Annotated in this window: 23 protein-coding genes; 12 read left to right on the top strand and 11 right to left on the bottom strand. The window is 73.2% G+C overall.

Annotated elements, in window-relative coordinates; genetic code table 11:
- Window positions 1-10 precede the first annotated feature (10 nt).
- The gene (gene hemQ / locus ACFYU9_RS20155) at window positions 11-724 is read left to right on the top strand and encodes a hydrogen peroxide-dependent heme synthase (RefSeq protein ID WP_389345579.1); all 714 of its coding nucleotides are present in this window, start codon (window positions 11-13) and stop codon (window positions 722-724) included.
- A 25-nt stretch (window positions 725-749) separates the two neighbouring features.
- Here hemQ and ACFYU9_RS20150 read toward each other — a convergent pair whose 3' ends face one another.
- The 5 genes from ACFYU9_RS20150 to ACFYU9_RS20130 form a co-directional block, all read right to left on the bottom strand.
- The gene (locus ACFYU9_RS20150; RefSeq protein WP_389345578.1) at window positions 750-2,498 is read right to left on the bottom strand and encodes an alpha/beta hydrolase; all 1,749 of its coding nucleotides are present in this window, start codon (window positions 2,496-2,498) and stop codon (window positions 750-752) included.
- Between the two features lie 39 nt (window positions 2,499-2,537).
- Window positions 2,538-3,284: a TIGR04222 domain-containing membrane protein gene (locus ACFYU9_RS20145; protein WP_389207648.1), complete on the bottom strand. Its 747-nt coding sequence runs from the start codon at window positions 3,282-3,284 to the stop codon at window positions 2,538-2,540.
- A 49-nt stretch (window positions 3,285-3,333) separates the two neighbouring features.
- The gene (locus ACFYU9_RS20140) at window positions 3,334-4,377 is read right to left on the bottom strand and encodes a TIGR04222 domain-containing membrane protein (protein ID WP_389345577.1); all 1,044 of its coding nucleotides are present in this window, start codon (window positions 4,375-4,377) and stop codon (window positions 3,334-3,336) included.
- Entirely contained in the window at window positions 4,374-5,930 is a 1,557-nt protein-coding gene (locus ACFYU9_RS20135; protein WP_389345576.1) for a DUF692 family multinuclear iron-containing protein, read from the bottom strand. Before ACFYU9_RS20135 ends, ACFYU9_RS20140 begins: the two co-directional genes overlap by 4 nt.
- A 181-nt stretch (window positions 5,931-6,111) precedes the next feature.
- On the bottom strand, window positions 6,112-6,822 hold the full coding sequence (locus ACFYU9_RS20130; protein ID WP_389207642.1) for a peptidyl-tRNA hydrolase: 711 nt from the start codon (window positions 6,820-6,822) through the stop codon (window positions 6,112-6,114).
- An 81-nt stretch (window positions 6,823-6,903) separates the two neighbouring features.
- Here ACFYU9_RS20130 and ACFYU9_RS20125 point away from each other — a divergent pair, with 81 nt between their 5' ends.
- The 5 genes from ACFYU9_RS20125 to ACFYU9_RS20105 all read left to right on the top strand — a co-directional run bounded on the left by ACFYU9_RS20125 (window position 6,904) and on the right by ACFYU9_RS20105 (window position 12,594).
- The gene (locus ACFYU9_RS20125; RefSeq protein WP_389207640.1) at window positions 6,904-7,578 is read left to right on the top strand and encodes an AIM24 family protein; all 675 of its coding nucleotides are present in this window, start codon (window positions 6,904-6,906) and stop codon (window positions 7,576-7,578) included.
- Window positions 7,579-7,582: 4 nt separating this feature from the next.
- Complete coding sequence (locus ACFYU9_RS20120) at window positions 7,583-8,407, top strand: ATP-binding cassette domain-containing protein (RefSeq protein WP_389345575.1); 825 nt, start codon at window positions 7,583-7,585, stop codon at window positions 8,405-8,407.
- A 5-nt stretch (window positions 8,408-8,412) separates the two neighbouring features.
- Window positions 8,413-9,051, top strand: a complete 639-nt coding sequence (locus ACFYU9_RS20115) for an ABC transporter (protein ID WP_389345663.1) — start codon at window positions 8,413-8,415, stop codon at window positions 9,049-9,051.
- A 131-nt stretch (window positions 9,052-9,182) separates the two neighbouring features.
- Window positions 9,183-10,823 (top strand): glycosyltransferase family 2 protein, encoded by a 1,641-nt coding sequence (locus tag ACFYU9_RS20110; RefSeq protein WP_389345574.1) that lies wholly within the window; start codon window positions 9,183-9,185, stop codon window positions 10,821-10,823.
- A gap of 166 nt (window positions 10,824-10,989) precedes the next feature.
- The gene (locus ACFYU9_RS20105; protein WP_389345573.1) at window positions 10,990-12,594 is read left to right on the top strand and encodes a hypothetical protein; all 1,605 of its coding nucleotides are present in this window, start codon (window positions 10,990-10,992) and stop codon (window positions 12,592-12,594) included.
- 12 nt (window positions 12,595-12,606) lie between these two features.
- On the opposite strand, the gene ACFYU9_RS20100 is transcribed toward ACFYU9_RS20105, so the two are convergent.
- Together ACFYU9_RS20100 and ACFYU9_RS20095 are read right to left on the bottom strand one after the other, a co-directional pair.
- Window positions 12,607-13,485: a polysaccharide deacetylase family protein gene (locus tag ACFYU9_RS20100; RefSeq protein ID WP_389345572.1), complete on the bottom strand. Its 879-nt coding sequence runs from the start codon at window positions 13,483-13,485 to the stop codon at window positions 12,607-12,609.
- Between the two features lie 27 nt (window positions 13,486-13,512).
- A complete protein-coding gene (locus tag ACFYU9_RS20095; RefSeq protein WP_389207631.1) occupies window positions 13,513-13,710 on the bottom strand; it encodes a hypothetical protein in 198 nt (65 codons plus the stop codon).
- Between the two features lie 86 nt (window positions 13,711-13,796).
- Here ACFYU9_RS20095 and ACFYU9_RS20090 point away from each other — a divergent pair, with 86 nt between their 5' ends.
- Window positions 13,797-15,296, top strand: a complete 1,500-nt coding sequence (locus ACFYU9_RS20090; protein WP_389345571.1) for a helix-turn-helix domain-containing protein — start codon at window positions 13,797-13,799, stop codon at window positions 15,294-15,296.
- Here ACFYU9_RS20090 and ACFYU9_RS20085 read toward each other — a convergent pair.
- Together ACFYU9_RS20085 and ACFYU9_RS20080 are read right to left on the bottom strand one after the other, a co-directional pair.
- Window positions 15,282-16,172 carry a PPK2 family polyphosphate kinase gene (locus ACFYU9_RS20085; protein ID WP_389345570.1) on the bottom strand — a complete coding sequence of 297 codons (891 nt, stop codon included), beginning with the start codon at window positions 16,170-16,172 and terminating at the stop codon, window positions 15,282-15,284. The two genes, ACFYU9_RS20090 and ACFYU9_RS20085, sit on opposite strands and share 15 nt — an antisense overlap.
- A gap of 28 nt (window positions 16,173-16,200) precedes the next feature.
- Window positions 16,201-16,821 carry a TetR family transcriptional regulator gene (locus tag ACFYU9_RS20080; protein WP_389207625.1) on the bottom strand — a complete coding sequence of 207 codons (621 nt, stop codon included), beginning with the start codon at window positions 16,819-16,821 and terminating at the stop codon, window positions 16,201-16,203.
- A 76-nt stretch (window positions 16,822-16,897) separates the two neighbouring features.
- On the opposite strand from ACFYU9_RS20080, the gene ACFYU9_RS20075 reads away from it, so the two are divergent.
- Window positions 16,898-17,833, top strand: coding sequence for an oxidoreductase (locus ACFYU9_RS20075; RefSeq protein ID WP_389207623.1), 936 nt, complete (start codon window positions 16,898-16,900; stop codon window positions 17,831-17,833).
- A gap of 65 nt (window positions 17,834-17,898) precedes the next feature.
- On the opposite strand, the gene ACFYU9_RS20070 is transcribed toward ACFYU9_RS20075, so the two are convergent.
- The gene (locus ACFYU9_RS20070; protein ID WP_389207621.1) at window positions 17,899-18,324 is read right to left on the bottom strand and encodes an OsmC family protein; all 426 of its coding nucleotides are present in this window, start codon (window positions 18,322-18,324) and stop codon (window positions 17,899-17,901) included.
- Window positions 18,325-18,366: 42 nt separating this feature from the next.
- Window positions 18,367-19,473: a cell division protein ZapE gene (gene zapE, locus ACFYU9_RS20065; RefSeq protein WP_389345569.1), complete on the bottom strand. Its 1,107-nt coding sequence runs from the start codon at window positions 19,471-19,473 to the stop codon at window positions 18,367-18,369.
- 36 nt (window positions 19,474-19,509) lie between these two features.
- Here zapE and ACFYU9_RS20060 point away from each other — a divergent pair, with 36 nt between their 5' ends.
- The 4 genes from ACFYU9_RS20060 (at window position 19,510) to msrB (ending at window position 22,792) form a co-directional block, all read left to right on the top strand.
- Window positions 19,510-20,280, top strand: a complete 771-nt coding sequence (locus ACFYU9_RS20060; protein ID WP_389345568.1) for a pyrimidine reductase family protein — start codon at window positions 19,510-19,512, stop codon at window positions 20,278-20,280.
- A 126-nt stretch (window positions 20,281-20,406) separates the two neighbouring features.
- Complete coding sequence (locus ACFYU9_RS20055; protein WP_389207615.1) at window positions 20,407-20,877, top strand: indole-3-glycerol phosphate synthase; 471 nt, start codon at window positions 20,407-20,409, stop codon at window positions 20,875-20,877.
- A gap of 104 nt (window positions 20,878-20,981) precedes the next feature.
- Window positions 20,982-22,373, top strand: a complete 1,392-nt coding sequence (gene murC, locus ACFYU9_RS20050; RefSeq protein WP_389345567.1) for a UDP-N-acetylmuramate--L-alanine ligase — start codon at window positions 20,982-20,984, stop codon at window positions 22,371-22,373.
- Window positions 22,374-22,384: 11 nt separating this feature from the next.
- On the top strand, window positions 22,385-22,792 hold the full coding sequence (msrB, locus tag ACFYU9_RS20045) for a peptide-methionine (R)-S-oxide reductase MsrB (protein ID WP_389207611.1): 408 nt from the start codon (window positions 22,385-22,387) through the stop codon (window positions 22,790-22,792).

Here is a 22,792-nt window from a genome sequence, read left to right as displayed (position 1 = left end):
GAATAGGCGTATGAGTGCGCCCGAAAAGATCCCGAACGCCGGTAAGAAGGCGAAGGACCTCAACGAGGTCATCCGCTACACCCTGTGGTCTGTCTTCAAGCTGCGCGACGTTCTGCCCGAGGACCGGGCCGGCTACGCCGACGAGGTCCAGGAGCTCTTCGACCAGCTCGCCGCCAAGGACATCACGATCCGCGGCACGTACGACCTCTCCGGTCTGCGCGCCGACGCCGACATGATGATCTGGTGGCACGCCGAGACGAGCGACGAGCTCCAGGAGGCGTACAACCTCTTCCGCCGCACGAGGCTGGGCCGCGCCCTGGAGCCGGTCTGGTCGAACATGGCGCTGCACCGCCCGGCCGAGTTCAACAAGTCGCACATCCCGGCCTTCCTGGCCGACGAGAACCCGCGCGACTACGTCTCGGTCTACCCGTTCGTCCGCTCCTACGACTGGTACCTGCTGCCGGACGAGGACCGCCGCCGGATGCTCGCCGACCACGGCAAGATGGCCCGCGGCTACCCGGACGTGCGCGCCAACACGGTCGCCTCCTTCTCGCTCGGCGACTACGAGTGGCTCCTCGCCTTCGAGGCCGACGAGCTGCACCGCATCGTCGACCTCATGCGTCACCTGCGGGCCTCCGAGGCGCGGATGCACGTCCGCGAGGAGGTGCCGTTCTACACCGGCCGCCGCAAGAGCGTCGCCGACCTGGTGGCCGGACTGGCCTGACGGCCCCCCGGCACTCCCGACCCGGTCACCGCCCGGCGCCCAGCCGGGCGGCGACCCCTTGACCCGGAAGATCAGACGGCTCGCGGAAATCCGCCAGCCGCTCCAGCGACACCGGGTCCGGCTCCGGGTGCGGCGCGCATGACGCGCGCCGCACCGGCGTCTTCTCTCCCTGATTCCCCGCGGCACCGGTGGTGCCGGCCGGCACGGCGCCGGTGAGCAGATAGCGCTCCAGATAGCCGTTCACGCAGGCGTTCGGGCCGCCCCCGATCCCGTGCGTCCCCGCGCCCCGCTCGGTCACCAGCGCCGCGCCTCCCAGCCTGCGCTGCAGCTCCAGGGCCCCCGCGTACGGCGCGGCCGCGTCCCGCTCGGCCGCCAGGATCAGCACCGGCGGCAGCACTCCCGGCCCGGTGCGCACGTCCAGCGGCTTCTGGTGCGGCGCCTGCCAGTACGCGCAGGGCAGGTTCGCCCACACGTTGTCCCAGGTCTCGAACGGGGCGAGCCGCGCGAGCCGGGTGTTGTCCCGGTCCCACACGGCGAAGTCCCGCGGCCAGGGCGCGTCGTTGCACTCCACGGCGGTGTAGACGGCGGCGGCGTTCCCCGGGTCGTCCTTCGGCCCGTTCTTCGTGCCGTTCTTCGATGCGTCCTTCGGGTCGTTCTTCGTGCCGGCGGTCTGCGCCGCCCTCACCGGGGCCGCCTGCGCGACCAGCGGCCTCACGTCGCCCTTCAGATACGCCCCGAGCGCGCCCGCCCGCGCCGCCCAGAACCGGTCGTCGTACAGCGCCTGGAGCATCGCCCCGTGCAGCTGCCCCGGCCCGACCCGGCCGCCCGCCGGCGCGGCGGCCAGCTCCGCGCGCACCCGCTCGTAGTTCTCCGCCACCTCGGCGGCCGTCGTGCCGAGCCCGTACACCCGGTCGTGCTTCGCCGCCCAGGTGCGGAAGTCCGCCCAGCGCCGCTCGAAGGCCGCCGACTGGTCGAGGTTGTTGACGTACCAGACCTGCTCCGGCGCCGGGTTCACTGGCGCGTCGAAGACCATCCGGCGCACCCGGTGCGGGAACAGGGTCGCGTAGAGGGCGCCGAAGTACGTGCCGTAGGACGCGCCCATGAACGTCAGCCGCCGCTGGCCGAGCGCCGCCCGCAGCACCTCCAGGTCGCGGGCGTTGTCGAGCGAGGTGTAGTGGCGCAGGGCCGCGCCCGTGCGGCGGGCGCAGCCCTGGGCGTACGTACGGGCGCGGGCGATCCGCTCCTGCTTGAAGACCTCCGAGGGCACGGTCGGCGCGAGCGTCGGCCCCTGGGTGCGGTCGGCCGGGTCCTGGCAGGACACGGGCGCGGACCGGCCGACGCCGCGCGGCGCGTAGCCGACCAGGTCGTACGCGGCGGAGATCCGCTGCCAGGCGGGCAGCCGGGCCGCGAGCGGGAAGTACGTGGACGAGGCGCCCGGCCCGCCCGGGTTGTAGACCAGCGCGCCCTGCCGCCCGGACGCCGGTCCCGACGCCTTCACCCGGCTCACGGTGAGCGGGATCAGGGTGCCCCGCGGGGCGGCGTAGTCGAGCGGGACGCGGACGGTGCCGCACTCCACCGGCGCCGGCAGCTTCTCCACCGCCGGGCACGGCCCGAACCGGATCCCCTGCGCCGCGGCGGCCCGCGCGGCGACCGCGACGCCGCTCCTCGCGGCGGGCGGGGCGTCGGCGGCGGAGGCGCGGGGGAGGGGATGGGCGGTGGGGACGACGGCGGTGGGCGCGAGGAGGGCGGTCAGCAGCAGCGCGACGGACTTCACCAGCGCATCGTGGGCAGCGCGGTGGACCTTGTACAGGATCTACGTCAGGTGTTCGCTGTCATGTACCCGAAAGGCGGCACGCAGCTCGGGTTCGAGCACCTCAGTGCCGCGCCGGGCGAGCGCCGTCAGCGGATCGTCGGGCGCGAGCTCGGCGAGCAGCCGGCGGCCGGCGGGCGAGGCCCAGAAGCCGTAACCGGGGCCGTCGGAGCGGGCGATGAGCAGACACAGCCCGGTCGCGACCAGCGGCAGCGTGAACCAGGCGACCACCGCGGTCCGATCCGCCGCCGGCACGAGCAGCACGGCCGCGGCTCCCAGGGCCGCCGTCAGCAGCAGCGCGCCCCGCAGCGCCCGCACCCCGGCCGCCGACGTGCGCCGCGCCGGCTCGGGCAGCGCGAGCCCGCGCGCCACCAGACCGTCGCCGAGCGCCCGTACGCACGCCGTGTCCGCCGCCAGCGGACGCACCGCCGGGATCGGCGACTGCCCCGCCGGCCCGATCGCCCCGAGCACGGCCCGCTCCAGCTCGTCCCGCCCGGCCGCCGGGTCCACGGCGGTCGCCCAGCCGGTGTGCGCGAGCAGCACGAGCCGCGAGCGGTGCAGCCCGACCAGCGTGAGGTCGACCACCCGCAGCGGCCCGCCCGCCAGATACGCCGCCTCGGGCACGGTGAGCCCGCCGCCCCGCGCACGCCGCCGCTCGGCCGTGTCGACGGCGACGGCGTCCCGGCACACCCGCGCGCACGCGAGACCGGACACCACGAAGGCGACGAGAAGGAGGGGGACCCAGACCATGCCCCGGTTGTACGGGACGGGCGCCGGGCCCGCCACCGGAATGCGCGGCTCAGCCCGACGAGGACGAACAAGAACTGCTGCTGGAGGAACAGGAGCTGGACGAGGACGAGCACGAACTCGGCGAGGAGGAACAGGAACTCGACGAGGACGAACAGGAGCTCCCGCCGGAGCACGAACTCCCGCTGCTCCCGCACGAGCTGCCGCTCCCGCCGCCGCACCCGCCCCCGTCGCCCCCGGCCGCCGCCGCGCACCACATCACCGGCAGGAAGGCGTCGTCGGAGGAGGACGAAAGGCGGGAGGACGAGTGGCGGAAGGACGAGCGGCCCGCCTGTGCCGTCGGCCCCGGCCGCACCACCCGGGTCCGGGCCGCCGTGATCAGATGCGCCCGCAGTACCGGATCGGGCAGCGCGCCGAGCCCGTGGAGCGCGACGAGCAGCCCGGGGTCGGCGGTGATGTGCGCGAGCTCCCGCCCGTACGCGAGGACCGCGGCCCGGCCCGCCGGCGTGAGCCGGCTCCCGGCCGCCACCAGGCACACCACCGCCATGGCGGGCACGCCGACCAACGTGGGCAGCACCTTCACCACGAACGGTACGGAGTCGTCCGTACCGACCAGCGCGGCCACGGTCACGAGCAGGACGAACGGCACCGACAGGAGCACCGCCCCGCCCAGCGCCCAACTCCAGACCAGCAGGGACCGGCGGACCCGGGGCGCGGTGATCAGGCCCCGGGCCGCGAGCCCGTCGCCGATCTCCTGCACCGCCGGGTGCCGCATCACGTCGAGCCGCAGCGGCGCGAGCGCGCCCTGCCCGGCGACGTGCGTCCCCAGCAGCGCGCGCTCCACCTCGTCGTGCGCCCGGGCGTCCGACCGGGTCAGCCACACGATCCCCGGGTCGCTCACATTGAGCCGCCCGTCCCCGTGCAGCGAGGCGAGCGCCGAGTCGACGACCCGCGCCGGGCCGCCGTTGAGGAACGCGGCCTCGTACCGGTCGTGCACCGCCCCGCCGGACCCGCGCCGGGCCCGGCGCACCTTGACGAGCAGCAGCGCGACGGCGGCCGCGCCGAACAGGTCGTAGACGATCGCGAGCGTGTTCACGGCCCCGCCACCTCCGCCCCGCCCCGCCCGAGCGCCGTCCGCACCCGGTGCGCGAACCGCGCCGCCGGCCCCGGCGGCCGGATGCCCGCCCGGTCACGCCACCACGCCGTGAGCCGCCGGTGCGCCGCCGGATCCTCCGGCCGCCCGGCGACGAGCAGCGCCTCGACGAAGTCGAGGGCGTCGTGCCGGTAGCCGTCCGTCATGGGCCGCGTCCGCGCGTACGCGAGGAACGCCGGCCGGTAGCCCGCGCCCAGGATCTCGGGCAGCTCGGGCGCCACCTTCGCCACCACGTCCGCCCGCTTGGCCGCGAGCGCCCGGCTCTGCACCCCGAGCCGCCGCACGTCGAACCCCTCGGGCGCGGGCGTCCCGGCGACGAGCGCGGAGAGCAGCGCGGCCTGCGCGAGCCCGACACGCTGCCGGGCACGGTCGGAGGCGGTGATGCCGGAAGGGTTACGGGCCGGGGTGACGGGTGAGACCTCCGGGGCGCTGGTTGCCGTACGAGTCCGGGGGAGGGGCGGGACCTCCGGCGCGACGGCCGGCATCGGGCCGCCCGAGGTCCGCGCGCCCGCGCCGATCAGGAGCGGCCGGGACGGGGCGGCCGTCACCGTACCCGCACGGGCCTCCGTCGCACCCGCTGTCCCACGGGCCTGCGCCGTCTTCACCATTCCCGCCGTCTCTTCAGACTTGGCCGTCTTGGCCGGCTTCGTCAGCTTCGCCGTCTCCACCGTCGTACGGATCGCCGTCAGCTCGGCGGCGAGTTCCCGCGGCTGCGGGAAGTGGTCGTCGCGTTCGAGCAGCACGCCCGGCGGGGAGATCCGCGAGGCCAGGTCGGCGAGGATGTCGAGGACGGGCCGCGGCACCGGGTGGGCGTGGGTGTCGTGCCAGACGCCGTCCCGTTCCAGACCGCCCGCCACGTGCACGTACGCGATCGCCTCGACCGGCAGCGAGGCCAGCGCCTCGGCCGGGTCCTCGCCGCGGTTGACGTGGTTGGTGTGCAGGTTCGCGACGTCGATGAGGAGCCGCACCCCCGTGCGCTCCACCAGTTCCGTCAGGAACTGGCCCTCGGTCAGCTCCTCGCCCGGCCAGGAGATCAGCGCCGCGATGTTCTCCAGGGCCAGCGGCACCGGCAGCGCGTCCTGGGCGATCCGCACGTTCTCGCAGAGGACGTCGAGCGCGTCACGGGTGCGCGGCACGGGCAGCAGGTGCCCGGCCTCAAGCAGTGGCGTCGCGGTCAGCGGCCCCCCGGCCCTGACGAACGCGACGTGCTCCGTCACCAGCGGCGCCCCGAGCGCCTCCGCCTTCCGCGCGAGCGAGGCGAGCCGTCCCGCGTCGGGCCGGTCGGCGCCGCCGAGCCCCAGCGACACCCCGTGCGGCACGACGGTCACCCCGCGCGCCCGCAGCCGCGCCAGCGAGTCCGGCAGATGATCGGCGCACAGGTTCTCGGCGACGACCTCCACCCAGTCGACCCCGGCCAGCGTCTCCACCGCGTCCGCTATCTCCGGACGCCAGCCGATGCCGACCCCGAGCGCGCCACGATTCTTCAGGTCCCCCATGTCCCCCTCCTTCGGTCCCTGAGCTGATGGCCCGGAAGCGACGGTTCGAATCCGCCAGGGGGGACGTTCAGAGGTTGATTTGAGGTTGGGATCGGCGGGGGACCGGTCGAAGACTCGGCGCGCATAGCCCGACGCTCAGCGCACGCGGAGAGCGACGCTCAGCGCGCGCGGAGACCGACGTTCAGCGCGCGCGCAGACCGAGGGCCGGGAACTCCGACACCACGGTGCACGAGCCGGGCGCGATCTCCGTGAACCCGGCGTCCCGCACCACCGGCAGCCCGCCGGACGTCAGCCGGGCCCAGCGCTCCGGGTCGGCGGTGCGGACCGAGAGCGGGAAACCGGCCTCGCGCCAGGCCTTGCGGTCGGCGTCGGACAGCTCCCACCACAGCAGCTGGGCGCCGTGTCCGGCCTGTGCCATCGTCTTGCCGGCGGACATGTCGAGCTCCGGGTTGAGCCACAGCACGGCGCCGTCCTCCGGAGCCGGCCCGGGCGCGGCCGGGTCGTCCAGGTCGGTGCCGGACACCTGGAGGCGGGCGAGGTCCTTGGGCCAGCCGTCGAGCGGGACGGGCGGGAAGACCCGGACCTCGGCGCCGTGCGGACTCGCGAGCGTGATGCCCGGCAGCGCCTCGGCGCGGTGCCACTCGGCGCGGCGGGCCCGGCGTACCACCTTGCGGATGCGGGCGTCCTGCCAGTCCGTCATGGCCTGCGCCCACTCGCCGTCGCCGAGCGAGCGCTCGTCGGCCAGGATCGTGAGGACCGCGCGGGCGGCCGTCTCCAGGGCGTCGGTGCGGGCCGGGGGCGCGTCGCGCTCGATGCGTACGACGAGGGGGAGGACGAACTGCGGCTTGTCGTCCCGGGCGTTGCCGGGCAGGACGGTGTCGTGGCTGCTCACCCGGCAAGTCTGCCACCGCGCTCGCCGGCTCCGAACACACGTTTCTTGTAGGAATGAGAGGTTCCGGGACAGGATGCCGCCATGAAGAGTGATCTTTTCGCCAGTGAGCACCTCGCCGAGGCGGCGACGTTTCCGGGGATGACCCTCCAGAACGCCAAGTCGGTCAAGTACGCCGTCAACGGGGAGATGCACGCCCGACAGGGCTCGATGATCGCCTTCCGGGGGAACCTCCAGTTCGAGCACAAGAGCCAGGGCCTGGGCGGCCTGCTCAAGCGGGCGGTCACCGGGGAGGGCCTGGCGCTGATGGCCGTGCGCGGCCAGGGCGAGGCGTGGTTCGCGCACGAGGCGCAGAACTGTTTCATCGTGGAGGTCGAGCAGGGCGACGCCCTGACCGTCAACGGCCGCAACGTGCTGTGCTTCGACGCCTCGCTGCACTACGAGATCCGGACGGTGAAGGGCGCCGGGATGACCGGAGGCGGCCTGTTCAACAGCGTCTTCACCGGCTACGGCAAGATCGCCCTGATGTGCGAGGGCAACCCGATCGTCATCCCCGTCACCCCCGACGCCCCGGTGTTCGTGGACACCGACGCCGTCGTCGGCTGGAGCGAGCAGCTGCACACCTCGCTGCACCGCTCGCAGTCCTTCGGCTCGATGATCCGCGGCGGCTCGGGCGAGGCGGTCCAGCTCAAGCTGGAGGGCCAGGGCTTCGTCATCGTCCGCCCGAGCGAGGCGGTCCCGCAGAAGGTCGCCAACTGACGGCATGAGGCTCGAAGGCGTCGGACGGCGCTACGGAGCACGCGGGCCCTGGGTGCTGCGCGAGGTGGGCCTCGCCCTGCCCGCCGGCACCCTGGCCCGGGTCACCGGCACCAACGGCACGGGCAAGTCGACACTGCTGCGGCTCGTCGCGGGCATCGACGCGCCCAGCGAGGGCCGCGTCACCGGCCGGCCGGCCCGTACCGCGTACGTCCCCGAGCGCTTCCCCGCCGCCCTGCCGCTCACCGCGGCCGGCTATCTGATCCACCTCGGCCGCATCCAGGGCCTCGGCGGCGCGGTGGCCCGGGCACGGGCGGGGGAGTGGCTGGACCGCTTCGGCGCCGCCGCGTACGGCGACACCCCGCTCGGCGAACTCTCCAAGGGCACCAGCCAGAAGGTGGCCGTCGCCCAGGCGCTGCTCGCCGAGCCGGGCCTGCTCGTCCTCGACGAGGCATGGACCGGCCTCGACGCCGCCGCCCGCGCCGAACTCGACCGCGCGGTGCGCGAACGGGTCGCGGCGGGCGGCCGGGTCGTCTTCGTCGACCACGACCCGCGACGGCTCGCGGGGGAGGCGGAGGCGGTGTACGAGGTGGCGTCGGGCCGGGTGCGACGGGCGGAAGCGAACGCGGTCGCAACGGTGCCGTCGGTCCGGATCACCGCCTCGGGCGGCACGGAACCGCCCACGGGGATCGCGGGGGCACAAGTGGACGGCGGTCGCCTCACCCTCACCATCGACGCCGACCGCTCCGACGCCGTCCTGCGCGCCCTGCTCGACGCCGGCTGGCACATCGACCACCTGAGCACCGAAGGCGTACGGGTTCCACGGCCATGACGACACTGACGCCGCTCCTCCGCTACCAGGCGGCCCTGCTCCTGCGCTCACAGCGCTGGCTCGCCCCCTTCCTCCTCTACGCGGCCTACGTCGGCGTCGGCGTCCGCCCCGGCGAACCGCTGCCCGGCTCGCTCGGCTACGCGGCGACCGCCCTGGTCCCCGTGGCGGCCTGGGCGGTACGGATCTGCCTCAACCAGGAGCCGCCCGCCGCCCGCACGGTCGTCGCCGCGGCCGCCGGCCCGGCCCGCGCGCATCTGGCCGCGATCGTCACCGCCTCCACGGCCGTCCTCCTCGTGGCCGTCGTCACGGTCCTCGCCGTCACTGCCATCAGCCGCCCGCACCCGGGCGGAGCCGCCGCGGGCCTGCTCGCCGCGGCCGCCTGCACCTTCACGGGCGCGACCGTCGGCACCCTCACCACCCGCCCCCTGATCCCCTCCCGCGGCTGGTCCCTCGCCACCCTCCTCCTCGGCTCCCTCCTGGCCCTGGTCACCACGGGCTCCCCGGCCAAGTCCGCCCTCACGGCCCTGCTCACCACCGCCCACACGGGAACCCTGCCCCTTCCCTGGCCGGCCCTCGCCACCGCCCTCGTGCTCATGACGACGGCAACGGCCCTGGCCTGCCGGCTCACGGCCCGCTCGGGCTGAACCGGCGCCGAAACCGCACCTGCACAACCCGCTGAACGTGCCGTACCGTTGGCACGCTCTTCACGATCTCCTCACCTCTGCCCATTCGTACATCCGTACCTCCACACCGTCGGCACGGGAGCCACCCCACCATGACCACACCCTCCACGCCCACCGTCTCCGTGGTCATCCCCGTCTACAACGCGATGCCGTACCTGGAGCAGACCCTCGCCTCGGTCGAGCGGCAGAGCATCGGGACGGACGCCATCGAGATCGTCGCCGTCGACGACGGCAGCACGGACGGGAGCGGGGAGTTCCTGGACGCGTGGGCGGCGCGGTACGCCGGGGCGATGACGGTCGTGCACCAGGAGGCGTCCGGCGGGCCGAGCCGGCCGCGGAACGTGGGGCTCGACCACGCCACCGGGACGTACGTCTTCTTCCTCGACGGGGACGACTGCCTCGGGCCGCGGGCGCTGGAGCGCCTCGTGGCGATGGCCGAGAAGAACGGTGCGGACACCGTGCTCGCCAAGCTCGTCGGCGCCGGGCGGACCATCTCCCCGACGGCCAGGGACGTCTTCGCGAAGAACGTCGACCGGGCGGACCCGGCGGTCGTGTACTGGACGCTCATGCCGTTCAAGCTGTTCCGCCGCGCGATGCTGGAGGAGCACGGGCTCCGCTTCCCCGAGCACATGCGGATCAGCGAGGACCAGCACTTCGTCGCCCGCGCCTATCTGCACAGCGGAGTCATATCCGTCGTCGGCGACTACGACTGCTACTACCTCGTGGGCCGCGGCGACCAGGGCAACATCACCCACGGCGGCCTCGACTACGCGACGATGGTGGCGCAGGCCGACGAGCTGGTCGGCATCGTCGAGGAGCTCACCGAACCCGGCGACCTGCGCGACCGGCTGATCACCCGGCACGTCAAGGTCGAGCTGCTGCGCCGCTTCGGCCGCCGCTTCCTCGACGACTCCGACACCGACCGCAAGGCGGTCGCCGAACTCGCCCGCCCCTACGCCGAGCGCTGGGTGACCCCCGGCGTCCTGGCCCGCCTCGACGTGGCCGAGCGGCTGCGCGTCCACTGCATCAAGGAAGGCCTGCTCGACGAGCTGGCCGCCGTCGTCGAGTGGGACGTCGCGGGCCGGCCCGGCAAGACGGTCGTCCGCGACGGCCGCCTGTACGCGGCAGCGCCGTACACGGGGGCGCCGGAGCTGTGCGACGTCACCGACGCGGCCCTCGGCGCCAGCCCGCGCCGCCGCGTCGAGGAGCTGACCTGGGACGGCACCGTCGTCGAACTCGCCGGCTACGCCTACCTCGACCAGATCGACACCGACGCGCTGACCATCGAGACCGTGCTGCGCCACCGCGACAGCGGGCGAGAGACGGTGCTGCCGGTGACGTACGAGACGACCCCGCACCTCACGGTGAGCCGGGGCCGCGAGACGTACGACTTCGGGCGGGCCGGCTTCCGGATCCGCCTCGACCTGAAAGACGTGAGGACCCTCTCCGAGGGTGCCTGGGACATCAGCCTGCGCTGCTCCGCCCACGGCCTGACGGCCGAGGGCCGCCTCGGCGGCCCGCTCGCCGCCGACATCCCGCGCCGAGTCGAACGGCGCACGCTCGCTCTCGGCCCCGAGGGCAGCCGCCCGTACGACGTGAGCCTGGGGCCCGAGGGTCCTCAGCTGACGGTTCACCTGAAGCAGCGGCCGGCCCCGCCCGCGCCGCCCTCGACGCTCACCCGGTTGAAGCGCAAGCTTCGCCGTCTGTCCCGCCTGTCCCGCCAGGGTCGCTGAGCAACTCCCGTACGCTGCGGGATCATCCGGTCTTCGTTTCCGCTTTCCGGGAGACAGACAGTTGACGACAGCAGCGGCCTCCCCTCCGACGGACGGGCCGAAAGGGCTCCGCGCACTCCTCCGGAGGGCGTCGCGCCGCTGGTCCCCGGCCGGCGGGGAAATCCTCGTGTCCGTGGTGGCGGCGCTCGGTTTCACCCTGTGGGGCCTGAGTGTCGACAACAGCCCCATCACCCGGGTCGGCCAGATCAGCGGCCTGTCGAACCTCCAGCTCCGCTTCGCCGTCCTGACGCTGATCGTCCTCGCCGTGGTCGGCTGGGCGACCGTTCGCGGCAGCGAGCGGGTACGGCGTCTGACGACGCGGCTCGCGACCGCGGCCGTCGCCGGCCTGTGCACCGGATTCCTCGGCGCGGGCCAGGTCTTCGCGCTGCGCGGCACGCCGTGGACGCTGAACGGCCCGTACGGCGACAACAACCGCATCATCGGCTGGGGCGAGGAGGTGCTGCACACCGGGGCGATGGACGCCTTCTATCCGCCGGCCGTGCCGTACACCCTGGGATACCTGGCCAAGCTGGGTCTCTACGGCGGCGAGCCCGCGCTCGCCATCAAGTGGGTGTTCATCGCGTTCGTGGCGCTGACCGGGCCCGCGGCCTATCTGTTCTGGCGGATGTGTCTGCGGCCGCTGCCCGCGCTCGCCGTCGGTCTGCTGCCCGCGCTCCAGCAGACGCTGCCGCACAAGCCGTACAGCCCCTTCGTCCTCGTCCTCATCCTGCCGCTGATCGCCAAGCTGTTGATGTGGCTGCGTGCTTCGCCGCACTTCAGCACGCGCGGCACGGTGCTGCGCGGCGGTTTCCTGGGACTGCTCTTCGGGCTGCTCTTCCTCATTTACTCGGGCTGGCACCTGTGGTCGCTGCCCGGCGTGCTCGTCGCCGTCCTCTTCTTCTACCCGTGGCGTACCGGGCGTACGGGACGGCTGCGCGGCCTGCTCTACCTGGGCAGCTCGCTGTTCGGCTTCCTGCTGGTGGCGGGGGTGTACCTGCGGGTGCTGCTCGGCGCGACCGGCACCCGTGACCAGTGGTGCTCGGGCTACACGCTCACCGAGCCCGCGTACATCGGCACCACCCCGCTGACCGGGCTGGCCTGGGACGAGCCGGGCGAGTACCCGGGCGTCGGCGAGTTCTCCGGACTGCACGTGTACGCGGTCGTGGTGCTCATCGGCCTCGGCTTCGCCGTGGCGCTCGGCCTGCGCAAGGCGATCGTCGTCGCCCCGCTCGCGGCCTTCGGCAGCGCGTGGCTGGTCCGCTTCTACCTGGCCGGCCGCATGGAGGCCGACCAGCAGGTGCAGCTCTTCCCGCGCACCATGATCCAGATCCAGGTCACGCTCACCGCGCTCACCGTCCTCGCCTGCGTGATCGCCGCGCAGCGGCTCGCCCCGCTGCTGAAGCGGCTCGGCGACGGGCAGCGGCAGCAGCGCTTCACGGCGCTGGGCGTGCTGCTCGCCATGGCCCTGGCGGGCGGCATGATCGGCTCGTTCTTCAGCAACCAGTACCTGCCGACCCACCCCGCCGAGAAGCTCGCCGGCACGCTGGCCTGGCGCGCCCAGCAGATCACCAAGCCGGACGGCCGGTGCCCCGAGTTCGCCGACCGCGGGCGGTGCAAGCCGTTCTCGGCGTGGATGCACGTCGAGCGGCCGGTCGAGGTGGACCGCATGGTCTGTGAGTACCCGTGGCGCACGGTCCGCCGCGACGGTTCGATCGCCGTGAAGCTCTCATGACGATCCGGCGCTCTACCGGCTCATCAGCTCCGACACCTTCACGAAGCGGTAGCCCTTCGCCCGCAGCTCCGGCACGATCCGGCGGACCGCCCGCTCGGTCACCGGAGCCGCGCTGCGCGTGCAGTGCATGACGACCAGTGAGCCCGGCTTCACCCCCGTCAGCACCTGCTCGGCGACGGCGTCGGCGTCCTTGGCGAAGGCGTCGCCGCTGACGACGTCCCACTGGATGGCGGTGACGCCGAGCGGGGCGAGGGCGCGGCGGGCGTCGTCGTCGTAGCAGCCGCCGGGGAAGCGGAAGTACGGGACGACGTTGGTGACGCCGGCATCGCGGAAGGCGTCGAAGGCGCGCTGGACGTCGGAGGCCATGTCGGGCCCGGCGACGGTGGGCAGGCCGTAGCAGGGGCTCGCGAAGGCGTAGTGGCTGAAGGAGTGGTTGGCGATCTCGAAGCGCGGGTCGTTGCCGATCGACTTCGCCTCCTGCGGGTACTGCTCGGCCCAGCGCCCCGTCATGAACACGGTCGCGTCCACCTTGAGCCGGCGCAGCGTCGCGATCAGCTGCGGGTTGTCGAAGTGCTCGCCCCGCGCGGCGCGCGGCCCCTGGTCGGCCGTCATGTCGGCGTCGAAGGTGAGCGCGACGACCTTCTCGGCGCTCTTCGCCCGGTGCGTGTACACGGGCGTGAGCCCGCCGGCGTCCGGGGCGAGCGTGGGCGGTGCCGTGTGGCCCGAGGGCCGGCCGGGGGCACCCTTGGTGCTGGGTGAGGGGGACGCGGCGGGCGTCGTGGGCGCGGGGCGCGCCGGGTGCGCGGGGGAGTCGGCGGCGCCCCCGCCGCAGCCGACGAGTACGGCACCCAGGAGAGCAAGCGCCGACAGTTTTCGTACAGAAATGGTCACTCACGGAAATTAACCGATCGGATCGGTTCATCGCTCGCGGCTCGACAGCAACAGGGCCCGAGTCCACGCGCTGAGCTGACCCACGAGGGCCTGCGCGTGCGCGGCCCGCTCGCGCCGGAACGGCAGTACGAGGAGTGCGGGGACGAGGGCGAGGGTCACGAGGAGGAGGGGGAGGGTGGACACGAGGACGACGAGGGCGCGCTGGGCCAAGCGGATGGTCTGCATGGGAGACACGGTCGGGTGAACGGGGAACGGTGCGGAAGCGGCAACCGTTGCCGATGCGGGGTCAACACCACGGGGGAGCGCACCGCATGACCGAAGTCGCCCGTACGCAGGGCACCTCGTCCGAGATCGAGCGTGGAGTCGTGCCGGAAGTTGCGGCGCTCGGCAACGTGTTGAAGGAGCTGTTCAACAAGCTCGGCATCAGCCAGAACCAGTACGCCCACCGCATCCACGTGGACAAGTCCGTGGTCTCCCGCTTCCTCGGTGGCCGGCGGGTCGCCTCCGAGGAGTTCGTCGAACGGCTGATCGCCGAGGTCGGGATCCACGTCGGCGCCCCGGTGAAGCCGGCGGCCAAGGCCGCGATCCGTGCCCGGCGACTGGAGGCGTTGAGCGTCACCGACCCGGAGGAGTTCCGGCTGGAGAGCCTTCGTGCCGAGCTCGAACGCTCGCGCCGCGACACCGACCGGGCCCACCGCAATGTCGAGGCCTTGCACGACCTGCTCCAGAAGCGCGAGGCCCAGGCCCGGGCCGCCGCCGACGAGCTCGACCAGCTGCGTCTGGACTGGGGCGCGGAGATCGCCCGGCTCCGGCAGGACCTGCGGGACGCCGAGCATCTGCGCGTGGACGCGGAACGCCGCGGCGCGGAGTTGCGGGACGAGGTGCTGCGCCTGGAGGAGGAGCTGTCCCGGCGGCGTCCGGCGGCCACCGGGGAGCTTCCGCTCGGGGCGTTCAAGGGCCAGCTGGCGGCGATGTGGGAGGCGGAGGACTTCTCGGAGTCGGCGCGGGAGCTGACGGAGGCGGCGTGGTCCCGCCCGGTGGGAGAGGCGGGGGAGCTGCTCAGGTGGCTCGCGGCCGGATGGCCACAGGCAGTGGCCGAACAGTTCGTGGCGGACGTCGCGCGGTTGCGGCCGGTGGGAGAACTGCCCCTGTTCGCGCGGGAGGTGAGGGGCGTGGGTGAGACCTTGGTCCACGAGGCATGGGCCCAGGGCCTCTCGGCACGGATGACCGAGCGCGACGCGGGCGATCTCTACGAGGGCCTGAGGGATCGCGGCGGCCCCTGGGGCGCGCACCAGGCGGACCACATGCTCGCCCTCGCGATCGCGAGCGTGCGGGACGACCCCGCCCGCGTGGTCGGCCTCGCCGTGGCCGCCCTGGGCCCGAGGCCCGGGCCGTACCCCTCCCGTACGGCGCGGGTGCTGTCCCGCGAGCTGCCACAGGCCGTCGCCCTCCACGTCCTGGTGGGTCTGGTCGGCGCGGGAAGGCCGGACCTGGCTCGGCACGTCGCCGGCGGGTACTGCGACGACCTTCCCCGCTACGGGCACTTCGAGGGGTCCGGTCCCCTCCACCTCCAGCTTCAGCGTCTCGGCGAGGACGGAACCGGCGTCTTTCTCGACGTCATGGGCGGGCTGGAGCAGGAGACCAGGACGACCCGGCTCGCGGAGAACCTCGCCGCCGGCGGCGACCGGAGTCTGCTCGACCGCTTCCTCGCCGTCCTCGACGCGCACGGCCGGCTCGGCGGGATGTACCCGTCGGCCTCGGCCTATCTCAAGGGGCACATCGACGACTGGCGTGCCTCACGACTCCAGTAGCCTCCTGCGGCACTCCGCCACGTCGAAGTCGCCCTTCGGGTAGCGCGGATCCAGCGCCTCCAGGTGTTCCAGGAGCAGCGTGCTGATCGCCCAGTTGCGGTACCACTTGCGGTCCGCCGGGACCAGGAACCACGGTGTGCGGTCGGTCGCGCACCGCTCGATCGCGACCTCGTACGCCTCCTGGTAGGCGGGCCACAGGGCGCGGTCCTCGATGTCGCCGGCGCTGAACTTCCAGTGCTTGGCGGGGTTGTCGAGGCGGGCGAGGAGGCGGGCGCGCTGTTCTTCGTAGGAGATGTGGAGGAAGACCTTGACGACGGTGACGTGGTTGTCGGCGAGGGACTTCTCGAAGCCGGCGATGTCGGCGTAGCGGTCGTCGATCTCGGGCGGCGGGGCCAGGCCGCGGACGCGGGCGACGAGGACGTCCTCGTAGTGGGAGCGGTCGAAGATGCCGATCTCGCCGGGGCGGGGGAGGGCGCGGGCGACGCGCCAGAGGAAGGGGTGGGCGCGTTCCTCGGGGGTGGGCGCCTTGAAGGCCTGGATGCGGCAGCCGGCCGGGTTGAAGTGGCGGATGACGTGCTTGACCGTGCCGCCCTTGCCGCTGGTGTCCATGCCCTGGAGGACGAGGAGGAGGCGGCGCGGGTCGCCGGCGGTGCTGGCCGCGTAGAGGCGCTCCTGGAGCTCGGCGAGGCGCGGGGCGAGGGCGGCGGTGGCGGCCAGCCCGGCGGACTTGTCCGCCGGGGCGCTCGCCGTGGCGCCCGCCGGGCCGGCGCCCGGTGTCGCCCGCGCGTCGTACGAGGAGAGGGTGATCCGTTCGCCCACCGGGAGCCTCAGTGCGTCACGCAGGTTCGCCGGGCCCGCTTCGTTCTTCTTGTGCACCTCGTCCGCCCTTTCCGCCGACGCCGTCCTACCGATCCTGCGCGTCCAGCGCCGGTGCCACCACCCCGAACGCCCGGTCGAGCAGGGCCAGCGGGTCCGCCGCCGCCTCGCTGTCGCTCCACCGCTCGAGCGAGGTGTGGAAGGCGACGAGCGCGGTGCCGGCGGCGAGGCGCGGGTAGAGGTCGGCGGCCGGGTCCACGTCCCGGCGCCGCGCCAGTTCCGCCGCGAGCGCCTCGCGCCACTCGGCCTGCCGCTCCAGGAAGCGGGCGAGCAGGGCGGGCGTGCGAAGGATCAGCTGGACCACGCGCAGGGCGCGGGCCGCGTGGTCGGGGTGCTGGTCGGTGCAGGCGGCGAGCGGGACGGCGACGGCGTGGCGGAGCGAGACGGACGCGGGTTCGCCGGCCGGGCGGGCGGCGAGGGCCGTGGCGATGTCGGTGCCCATGCCGGAGAGGAACTGGACGACCACGTCCTCCTTGGACGCGAAGTAGCGGAAGAAGGTCCTCTTCGACACGCCGGCGGCGGCCGCGATCTCGTCGACGGTGACCGCGTCGAAGCCCTTCGACGCGAGGAGCTGGAGCGCCGATTCGGTGAGTTCGGTGGCGACGAGGAGGCGTTTGCGGTCGGCGAGGCTCAAGGGGTCGGTCGTCATGCCCCGATCGTAGACCGCCGAATGACACCGAGAGAAAAACTTGACACCGAGTGACACGCGCGGCAGCGTGTGCCGTATGGAGATCAAGGACATCAAGGACTGGAACGCCGACCACATCCCCGACCTGACCGGGCGCGTCTTCGTCGTCACCGGCGCCAACAGCGGCCTCGGCCTCGCCACCACCCGCGCCCTCGCCCGCCACGGCGCCCACGTCGTCCTCGCCGTCCGCGACGAGCGCAAGGGCGAGGGTGCCGCGCGCGACATCGCCGCCCAGGTGCCGGGCGCCCGGCTCGACGTGCGCCGGATCGACCTGGCCGACCTCGATTCCGTACGCGAGTTCGCCGCCAAGCTCCGCGCGGACCACCCGCACCTCGACGTGCTCGTCAACAACGCGGGCGTGATGGCGCCGCCGCGCACCCTCAGCGCCCAGGGCCACGAGCTCCAGTTCGCCGCCAACCACCTCGGCCACTTCGCGCTCACCGGGCTGCTGCTCGACCGCCTGGCCGCCGGGCGCGAGCCCCGGGTCGTCACGGTCAGCTCGCTCCAGCACCGCAAGGGGAGCATCCACTTCGGCGACATCGACGGGGCCCGCGGCTACGCGCCCATGGGCTTCTACAACCAGTCCAAGCTCGCCAACGCCGTCTTCGGCCACGAGCTGCACCGCCGTCTGACCGCCGCCGGCAGCCCCGTGCGCAGCGTGCTCGCCCACCCCGGCTACACCGCCACCAACCTCCAGAACGACACCCCGGTGGCCCTCGTACGCCTGGTCTTCGGCCGGATCCTCGGCCCGCTGCTCGCCCAGTCGCCCGAGACCGGCGCCTTGCCGCAGCTCTGCGCGGCGACCGCGCCCGGTGTCGAGGGCGGCGCGTTCATCGGGCCGGACGGGCCGGGGGAGCTGCGCGGCGCGCCCAAGCGGGTCGCGCTCGCGCCGACGGCGACCGATCCGGAGACCGGCCGCCGTCTGTGGGAGCTGTCGGAGCGCCTCACCGAGGTGCGCTACCCGCTGATCTGACCGGCGGTCACCCCGGCTCGGCCGTCGGCGTGATCGTCGTACCCGTCAGCTGATCCGACCGGCGGTCACGCCAGCTCGGCCGTCAGTGTGATCGTCGTGCCCGTCAGCGCCTGGCTCACCGGGCAGTTCTTCTTCGCGTCCTCGGCCAGCGCCTGGAACTCGTCCGCGTCCAGGCCCGGCACCTCGCCGCGCACGGTGAGGTGGATGCCCGTGATGCCCTCGCCGGGCTGGAAGGTGACGTCCGCCTTGGTCTCCAGGCGGGTCGGCGGGTTGCCGGCCTTGGCCAGGCCGTTGGAGAAGGCCATCGAGAAGCAGGAGGAGTGCGCGGCGGCGATCAGCTCCTCGGGGCTGGTCCGGCCCTCCGGCTGCTCGGCCCGCGACGCCCAGGTGACGTCGTACGAGCCGAGGTGGGAGGAGTCGAGGGTGACGACACCGGAACCCTTGAGGAGGTCGCCCTGCCAGACGGTGTGGGCGTGACGCACGGTGGCCATGTGTATCCCTTTCGCTGCGGATGGCTCGGGTATGGCCCCAAGCTACTGCGCCACGAGCCCCTTCGCGTCCCGCGCGAGGGCGGTGAGCCGGGAGATCGCCCGGAAGTACTTCTTCTTGTATCCGCCGTTCAGCATCTCGTCGCTGAACAGCCGGTCGAAGGGGAGGCCGGAGGCGAGCACGGGTATCTCGCGGTCGTAGAGCCGGTCGGCCAGGACGACGAGCCGCAGCGCGGTCGACTGGTCGGGGACCGGCTGGACGTCGGTGAGGCAGACGGCCGTGAGGTCGTCGGTGAGCGCGCCGTACCGGCTCGGGTGAACCCTGGCCAGGTGTTCGAGCAGCTGCGGGAAGTCGTCGAGCGAGGCGCCCGGGGTGGCGTACGCGGCCTTGGTGACGATCTCCTCGGCGTACGGCGCGGGGGCCTCCGGCAGGCCGCGGTGGCGGTAGTCCTCGCCGTCGATGCGCAGCGGGCGGAAGTGCGCGGACAGGCCCTGGATCTCGCGCAGGAAGTCGGCGGCGGCGAAGCGGCCCTCGCCGAGCTTGCCGGGCAGCGTGTTGGAGGTGGCGGCGAGCGCCACGCCGTGCTCCACCAGGCGGCTGAGCAGCGAGGAGACGAGGACCGTGTCGCCCGGGTCGTCCAGCTCGAACTCGTCGATGCACAGCAGCCGGTGTCCGCTGAGCGTCTGCACGGTCTGCTGGAAGCCGAGCGCGCCCACCAGGTTCGTCAGCTCGACGAAGGTGCCGAAGGCCTTGAGCGAGGGCTCGGCCGGGGTGGCGTGCCAGAGGGAGGCGAGGAGGTGGGTCTTGCCGACGCCGTAGCCGCCGTCCAGGTAGACGCCGCGCGGGCCGGCCGGGGCGGCGGCCTTCTTCGGGGACCTGGAGAACCAGCGGCGCTTGCCCTCGCCCGTGGCGTGGGCGCCGCCGAGTCCTTCGGCGAAGTCGCCGAGGATCTTGACCGCCTCGATCTGGCTGGGCTGGTTCGGGTCCGGTATGTACGTGTCGAAGCGCACCGAGTCGAAGCGCGGCGGCGGCACCATCTCCGCCACCAGGCGGTCGGCGGGGACATGCGGCTCTCGTGAGCAGAGCGAGAGCGGTGCGGCGGCAGTGGCTGCCGCGGTGGCTGCTGCTTCGGTTATGGCACGGGTCGACACAGTTCCCCACTGTAAGCGCCATGTCAGACTGCGAGGATGCGACGCCTGTTCCCTGTGACGGACATGACAGCCAGCGATGCGGACAGGGAGTGGTCCCTCGACGAGCTCGCCGACGCCTACGCGTACCCGGAGGAGGCCTCCGGCCGCTCCTGGCTGCGGGCCAACATGGTCTCCTCGCTCGACGGGGCCGGCCAGCACGACGGCCGCTCCCAGCCGCTCTCCTCCGAGACCGACATGCGGATCTTCGGCACCCTGCGGGGCCTGGCGGACGTGGTGATCGCCGGCGCCGAGACCGTACGGTCCGAGGGCTACCGGCCGGCCCGGGCCCGGGACGCCTTCGCGGCCCGCCGGGCGGCGGCGGGGCAGGGTCCGGCCCCGGTGATCGCGGTCGTGACGGCCTCGCTCGACCTGGATTTCTCGCTTCCGCTTTTCACCGAGCCGCTCGTCCCGACGATCGTGCTGACCGGCGCCCTGTCCGACCGGGAGCGCCGGGCCGAGGCCGAGCGGGCGGGCGCCGAGGTGGTGATCGCGGGCGACGGGCGCGGGGTGGAGCCGGAGCGGGTGGTCGCGGCGCTCGCGGAGCGCGGGCTGCGGCGCCAGCTGACCGAGGGCGGGCCGCGGCTGCTCGGCCAGTTCGTGGCCGCCGGGGTGCTCGACGAGCTGTGCCTGGCGCTCTCGCCGACCATGACGGCGGGAGGTGCCCAGCGGATCGCCGGAGGCCCCCCGGTCGCCCTTCCGAAGCGCTTCGCCGTGGCGTCGGTGCTGGAGCAGGACGGCTTCCTGTTCACCCGCTACCTTCGGATCTGACAATCGCGGAATTTGTCGTTCCGCTTAGCGTTCGCTGGGCACAATCACTTCGCAGTCCCCGTGTCGCAGTCCCCTTGCGGTCGCGGGGAAGGATGGTTTCCGCAGTTCCGCAGAAGGGCTCCTGAGGTGTTCACAAGCGTTCTGATGATCGAGAAGCCCCTGACGTCCGTCGACGTGGAGTTCGTCACCACCCTGCACGGCGACGAGGGCGTGTCCTTCATCGTGCTGATGCAGCCGCGCGGTGACCAGGCCGATGTACTGCTGCGCGCCATCGACGACGTCGCCATGGGCGAACTCAAGGAAGCGACCAGGGAGGGCGCCGAACCGGAGGGCAAGGAGGCCCGGCCCGTCGCCGAGCAGGCGCTGGAGGTCTCGCTCAGGGCGCTGAGAGCGGCCGGCTGCGAGGCGGTCGGACAGGTGGTCGAGGACCACCCCCTGAACAAGATGAAGACCGTGGTCGAGGAGTCCGCGGCCGACGAGGTGATCGTGCTGACCGCCCCGCACTACGTGGAGGAGTTCTTCCACCGGGACTGGGCCTCCCGGGCCCGGCACAAGGTGGGCGTGCCCGTCCTCAAGCTCTTCGCGCACAGCGAGTAAGGGGCCCGGGCAGCCGGCCGGCCCGGGCGCCCCGCCCGGGCCGGCCGGCCCGAACCACTAGGCTGGGACCTCGCCACCCGATACATCAGCAAGGGGAGATCCGCATGGCACCCGCCATCCCTGCCGCCATGGAACGGCCGCACTTCATCGGCATCGGCGGTGCCGGAATGTCGGGCATCGCGAAGATCCTCGCCCAGCGGGGCGCCAAGGTCGCCGGCAGCGACGCCAAGGAGTCCCCGACCGCCGAGGCGCTGCGCGCCCTGGGTGCCACCGTGCACATCGGCCACGCCGCCGAGCACCTCGCCGACGACGCCTCCGCCGTCGTCGTCTCCAGCGCCATCCGCGCCGACAACCCCGAGCTGGCCCGCGCCGCCGAGCTCGGCATCCCGGTCGTGCACCGCTCCGACGCGCTCGCCTCCCTGATGGACGGCCTGAGCGCGATCGCCGTCGCCGGCACGCACGGCAAGACCACGACCACCTCGATGCTGGCCGTCGCCCTCACCGAGCTGGGCGCCGACCCCTCGTACGCGATCGGCGGCGACCTGGCGGGCCCCGGCACCAACGCCCGGCACGGCGAGGGCGAGGTCTTCGTCGCCGAGGCGGACGAAAGCGACCGCAGCTTCCAGAAGTACGACCCGACCGTGGCGATCGTCCTCAACGTCGAGCTGGACCACCACGCCAACTACGCCGACATGGACGAGATCTACGAGTCCTTCGAGGCGTTCGCCGCCAAGATCCGCCCCGGCGGCACGCTGGTCGTCGGCGAGCACCCGGGCGCGCGCGAGCTGGCCCGCCGGGCCGGCGGCCGCGAGGGCCTGACCGTGCTCACGGTCGGCGAGTCCGAGGACTCCGACGCCCACATCCTGAAGATCGTCCCGAGCGGGATGAAGAGCGAGGTCACCGTCGCCCTCGACGGCGCCGAGCACACCTTCACCGTCTCCGTCCCCGGCCGCCACTACGCCCACAACGCCGCCGCGGCCCTCGCCGCCGGTTCCCGCGTGGGCCTCGACCCGGCCGAGCTGGCCCAGGCGCTCACCGCCTACACCGGCGTGGGCCGCCGCCTCCAGCTCAAGGGCGAGTCGGCGGGCGTCCAGGTCATCGACTCGTACGCGCACCACCCCACCGAGATGACCGCCGACCTGGAGGCCATGCGCGGCGCCGCCGGCGCCTCCCGGCTGCTCGTCGTCTTCCAGCCGCACCTGTTCTCCCGCACCCAGGAGCTGGGCCGCGAGATGGGCGACGCGCTCGCGCTCGCCGACGCCTCCGTGGTCCTGGACATCTACCCGGCCCGCGAGGACCCGATCCCCGGCGTCACCAGCGAGCTGATCATCGACGCGGCCCGCGCGGCCGGCGCCGACGTCACGGCCGTCCACGACAAGGAGTCGGTCGCGGACGTGATCGCGGGAATGGCGAGGCCCGGCGATCTCGTTCTGACCATGGGCGCGGGCGATGTGACCGACCTGGGCCCGAAGATCCTGGACCGGCTTTCGCAGTAGGGAGCGAGCTCATGGCGTACGAGGTCGACAAGACCGACGAGGAGTGGCAGGCCCAGCTGACTCCGTCCGAGTACCAGGTGCTCCGGCTCGCCGGCACCGAGCCCGCGTTCCGCGGCGAGTACACGGACACCAAGACGAAGGGCGTCTATTCCTGCCGGGCCTGCGGCGCGGAGCTCTTCACCTCGACCGAGAAGTTCGAGTCGCACTGCGGCTGGCCGTCCTTCTACGACCCGAAGGACAGCGAGGCCGTCGAGCTGGTCGCCGACACCTCGCACGGCATGATCCGCACCGAGGTCCGCTGCGCCCGCTGCGGCTCCCACCTCGGCCATGTTTTCGAGGGTGAGGGGTATCCGACCCCGACCGACCAGCGGTACTGCATCAACTCGATCTCGCTCCGCCTGGAGCCGGAAGAGAGTTGA

This window comes from Streptomyces sp. NPDC004327 (assembly GCF_042873935.1).
GTDB lineage: Bacteria > Actinomycetota > Actinomycetes > Streptomycetales > Streptomycetaceae > Streptomyces.
This window is presented reverse-complemented; position numbering and strand designations above follow the sequence as displayed.

Excerpts from the sequence above, each read along its gene's own strand:
- hemQ (WP_389345579.1), top strand. The coding sequence starts at position 11 with ATGAGTGCGCCCGAAAAGATCCCGAACGCCGGTAAGAAGGCGAAGGAC.
- ACFYU9_RS20145 (WP_389207648.1), bottom strand. The coding sequence starts at position 3,284 with ATGGTCTGGGTCCCCCTCCTTCTCGTCGCCTTCGTGGTGTCCGGTCTC.
- ACFYU9_RS20135 (WP_389345576.1), bottom strand. The coding sequence starts at position 5,930 with ATGGGGGACCTGAAGAATCGTGGCGCGCTCGGGGTCGGCATCGGCTGG.
- ACFYU9_RS20125 (WP_389207640.1), top strand. The coding sequence starts at position 6,904 with ATGAAGAGTGATCTTTTCGCCAGTGAGCACCTCGCCGAGGCGGCGACG.
- ACFYU9_RS20120 (WP_389345575.1), top strand. The coding sequence starts at position 7,583 with ATGAGGCTCGAAGGCGTCGGACGGCGCTACGGAGCACGCGGGCCCTGG.
- ACFYU9_RS20110 (WP_389345574.1), top strand. The coding sequence starts at position 9,183 with ATGACCACACCCTCCACGCCCACCGTCTCCGTGGTCATCCCCGTCTAC.
- ACFYU9_RS20095 (WP_389207631.1), bottom strand. The coding sequence starts at position 13,710 with ATGCAGACCATCCGCTTGGCCCAGCGCGCCCTCGTCGTCCTCGTGTCC.
- ACFYU9_RS20090 (WP_389345571.1), top strand. The coding sequence starts at position 13,797 with ATGACCGAAGTCGCCCGTACGCAGGGCACCTCGTCCGAGATCGAGCGT.
- ACFYU9_RS20080 (WP_389207625.1), bottom strand. The coding sequence starts at position 16,821 with ATGACGACCGACCCCTTGAGCCTCGCCGACCGCAAACGCCTCCTCGTC.
- ACFYU9_RS20075 (WP_389207623.1), top strand. The coding sequence starts at position 16,898 with ATGGAGATCAAGGACATCAAGGACTGGAACGCCGACCACATCCCCGAC.
- ACFYU9_RS20070 (WP_389207621.1), bottom strand. The coding sequence starts at position 18,324 with ATGGCCACCGTGCGTCACGCCCACACCGTCTGGCAGGGCGACCTCCTC.
- ACFYU9_RS20060 (WP_389345568.1), top strand. The coding sequence starts at position 19,510 with ATGCGACGCCTGTTCCCTGTGACGGACATGACAGCCAGCGATGCGGAC.
- murC (WP_389345567.1), top strand. The coding sequence starts at position 20,982 with ATGGCACCCGCCATCCCTGCCGCCATGGAACGGCCGCACTTCATCGGC.
- msrB (WP_389207611.1), top strand. The coding sequence starts at position 22,385 with ATGGCGTACGAGGTCGACAAGACCGACGAGGAGTGGCAGGCCCAGCTG.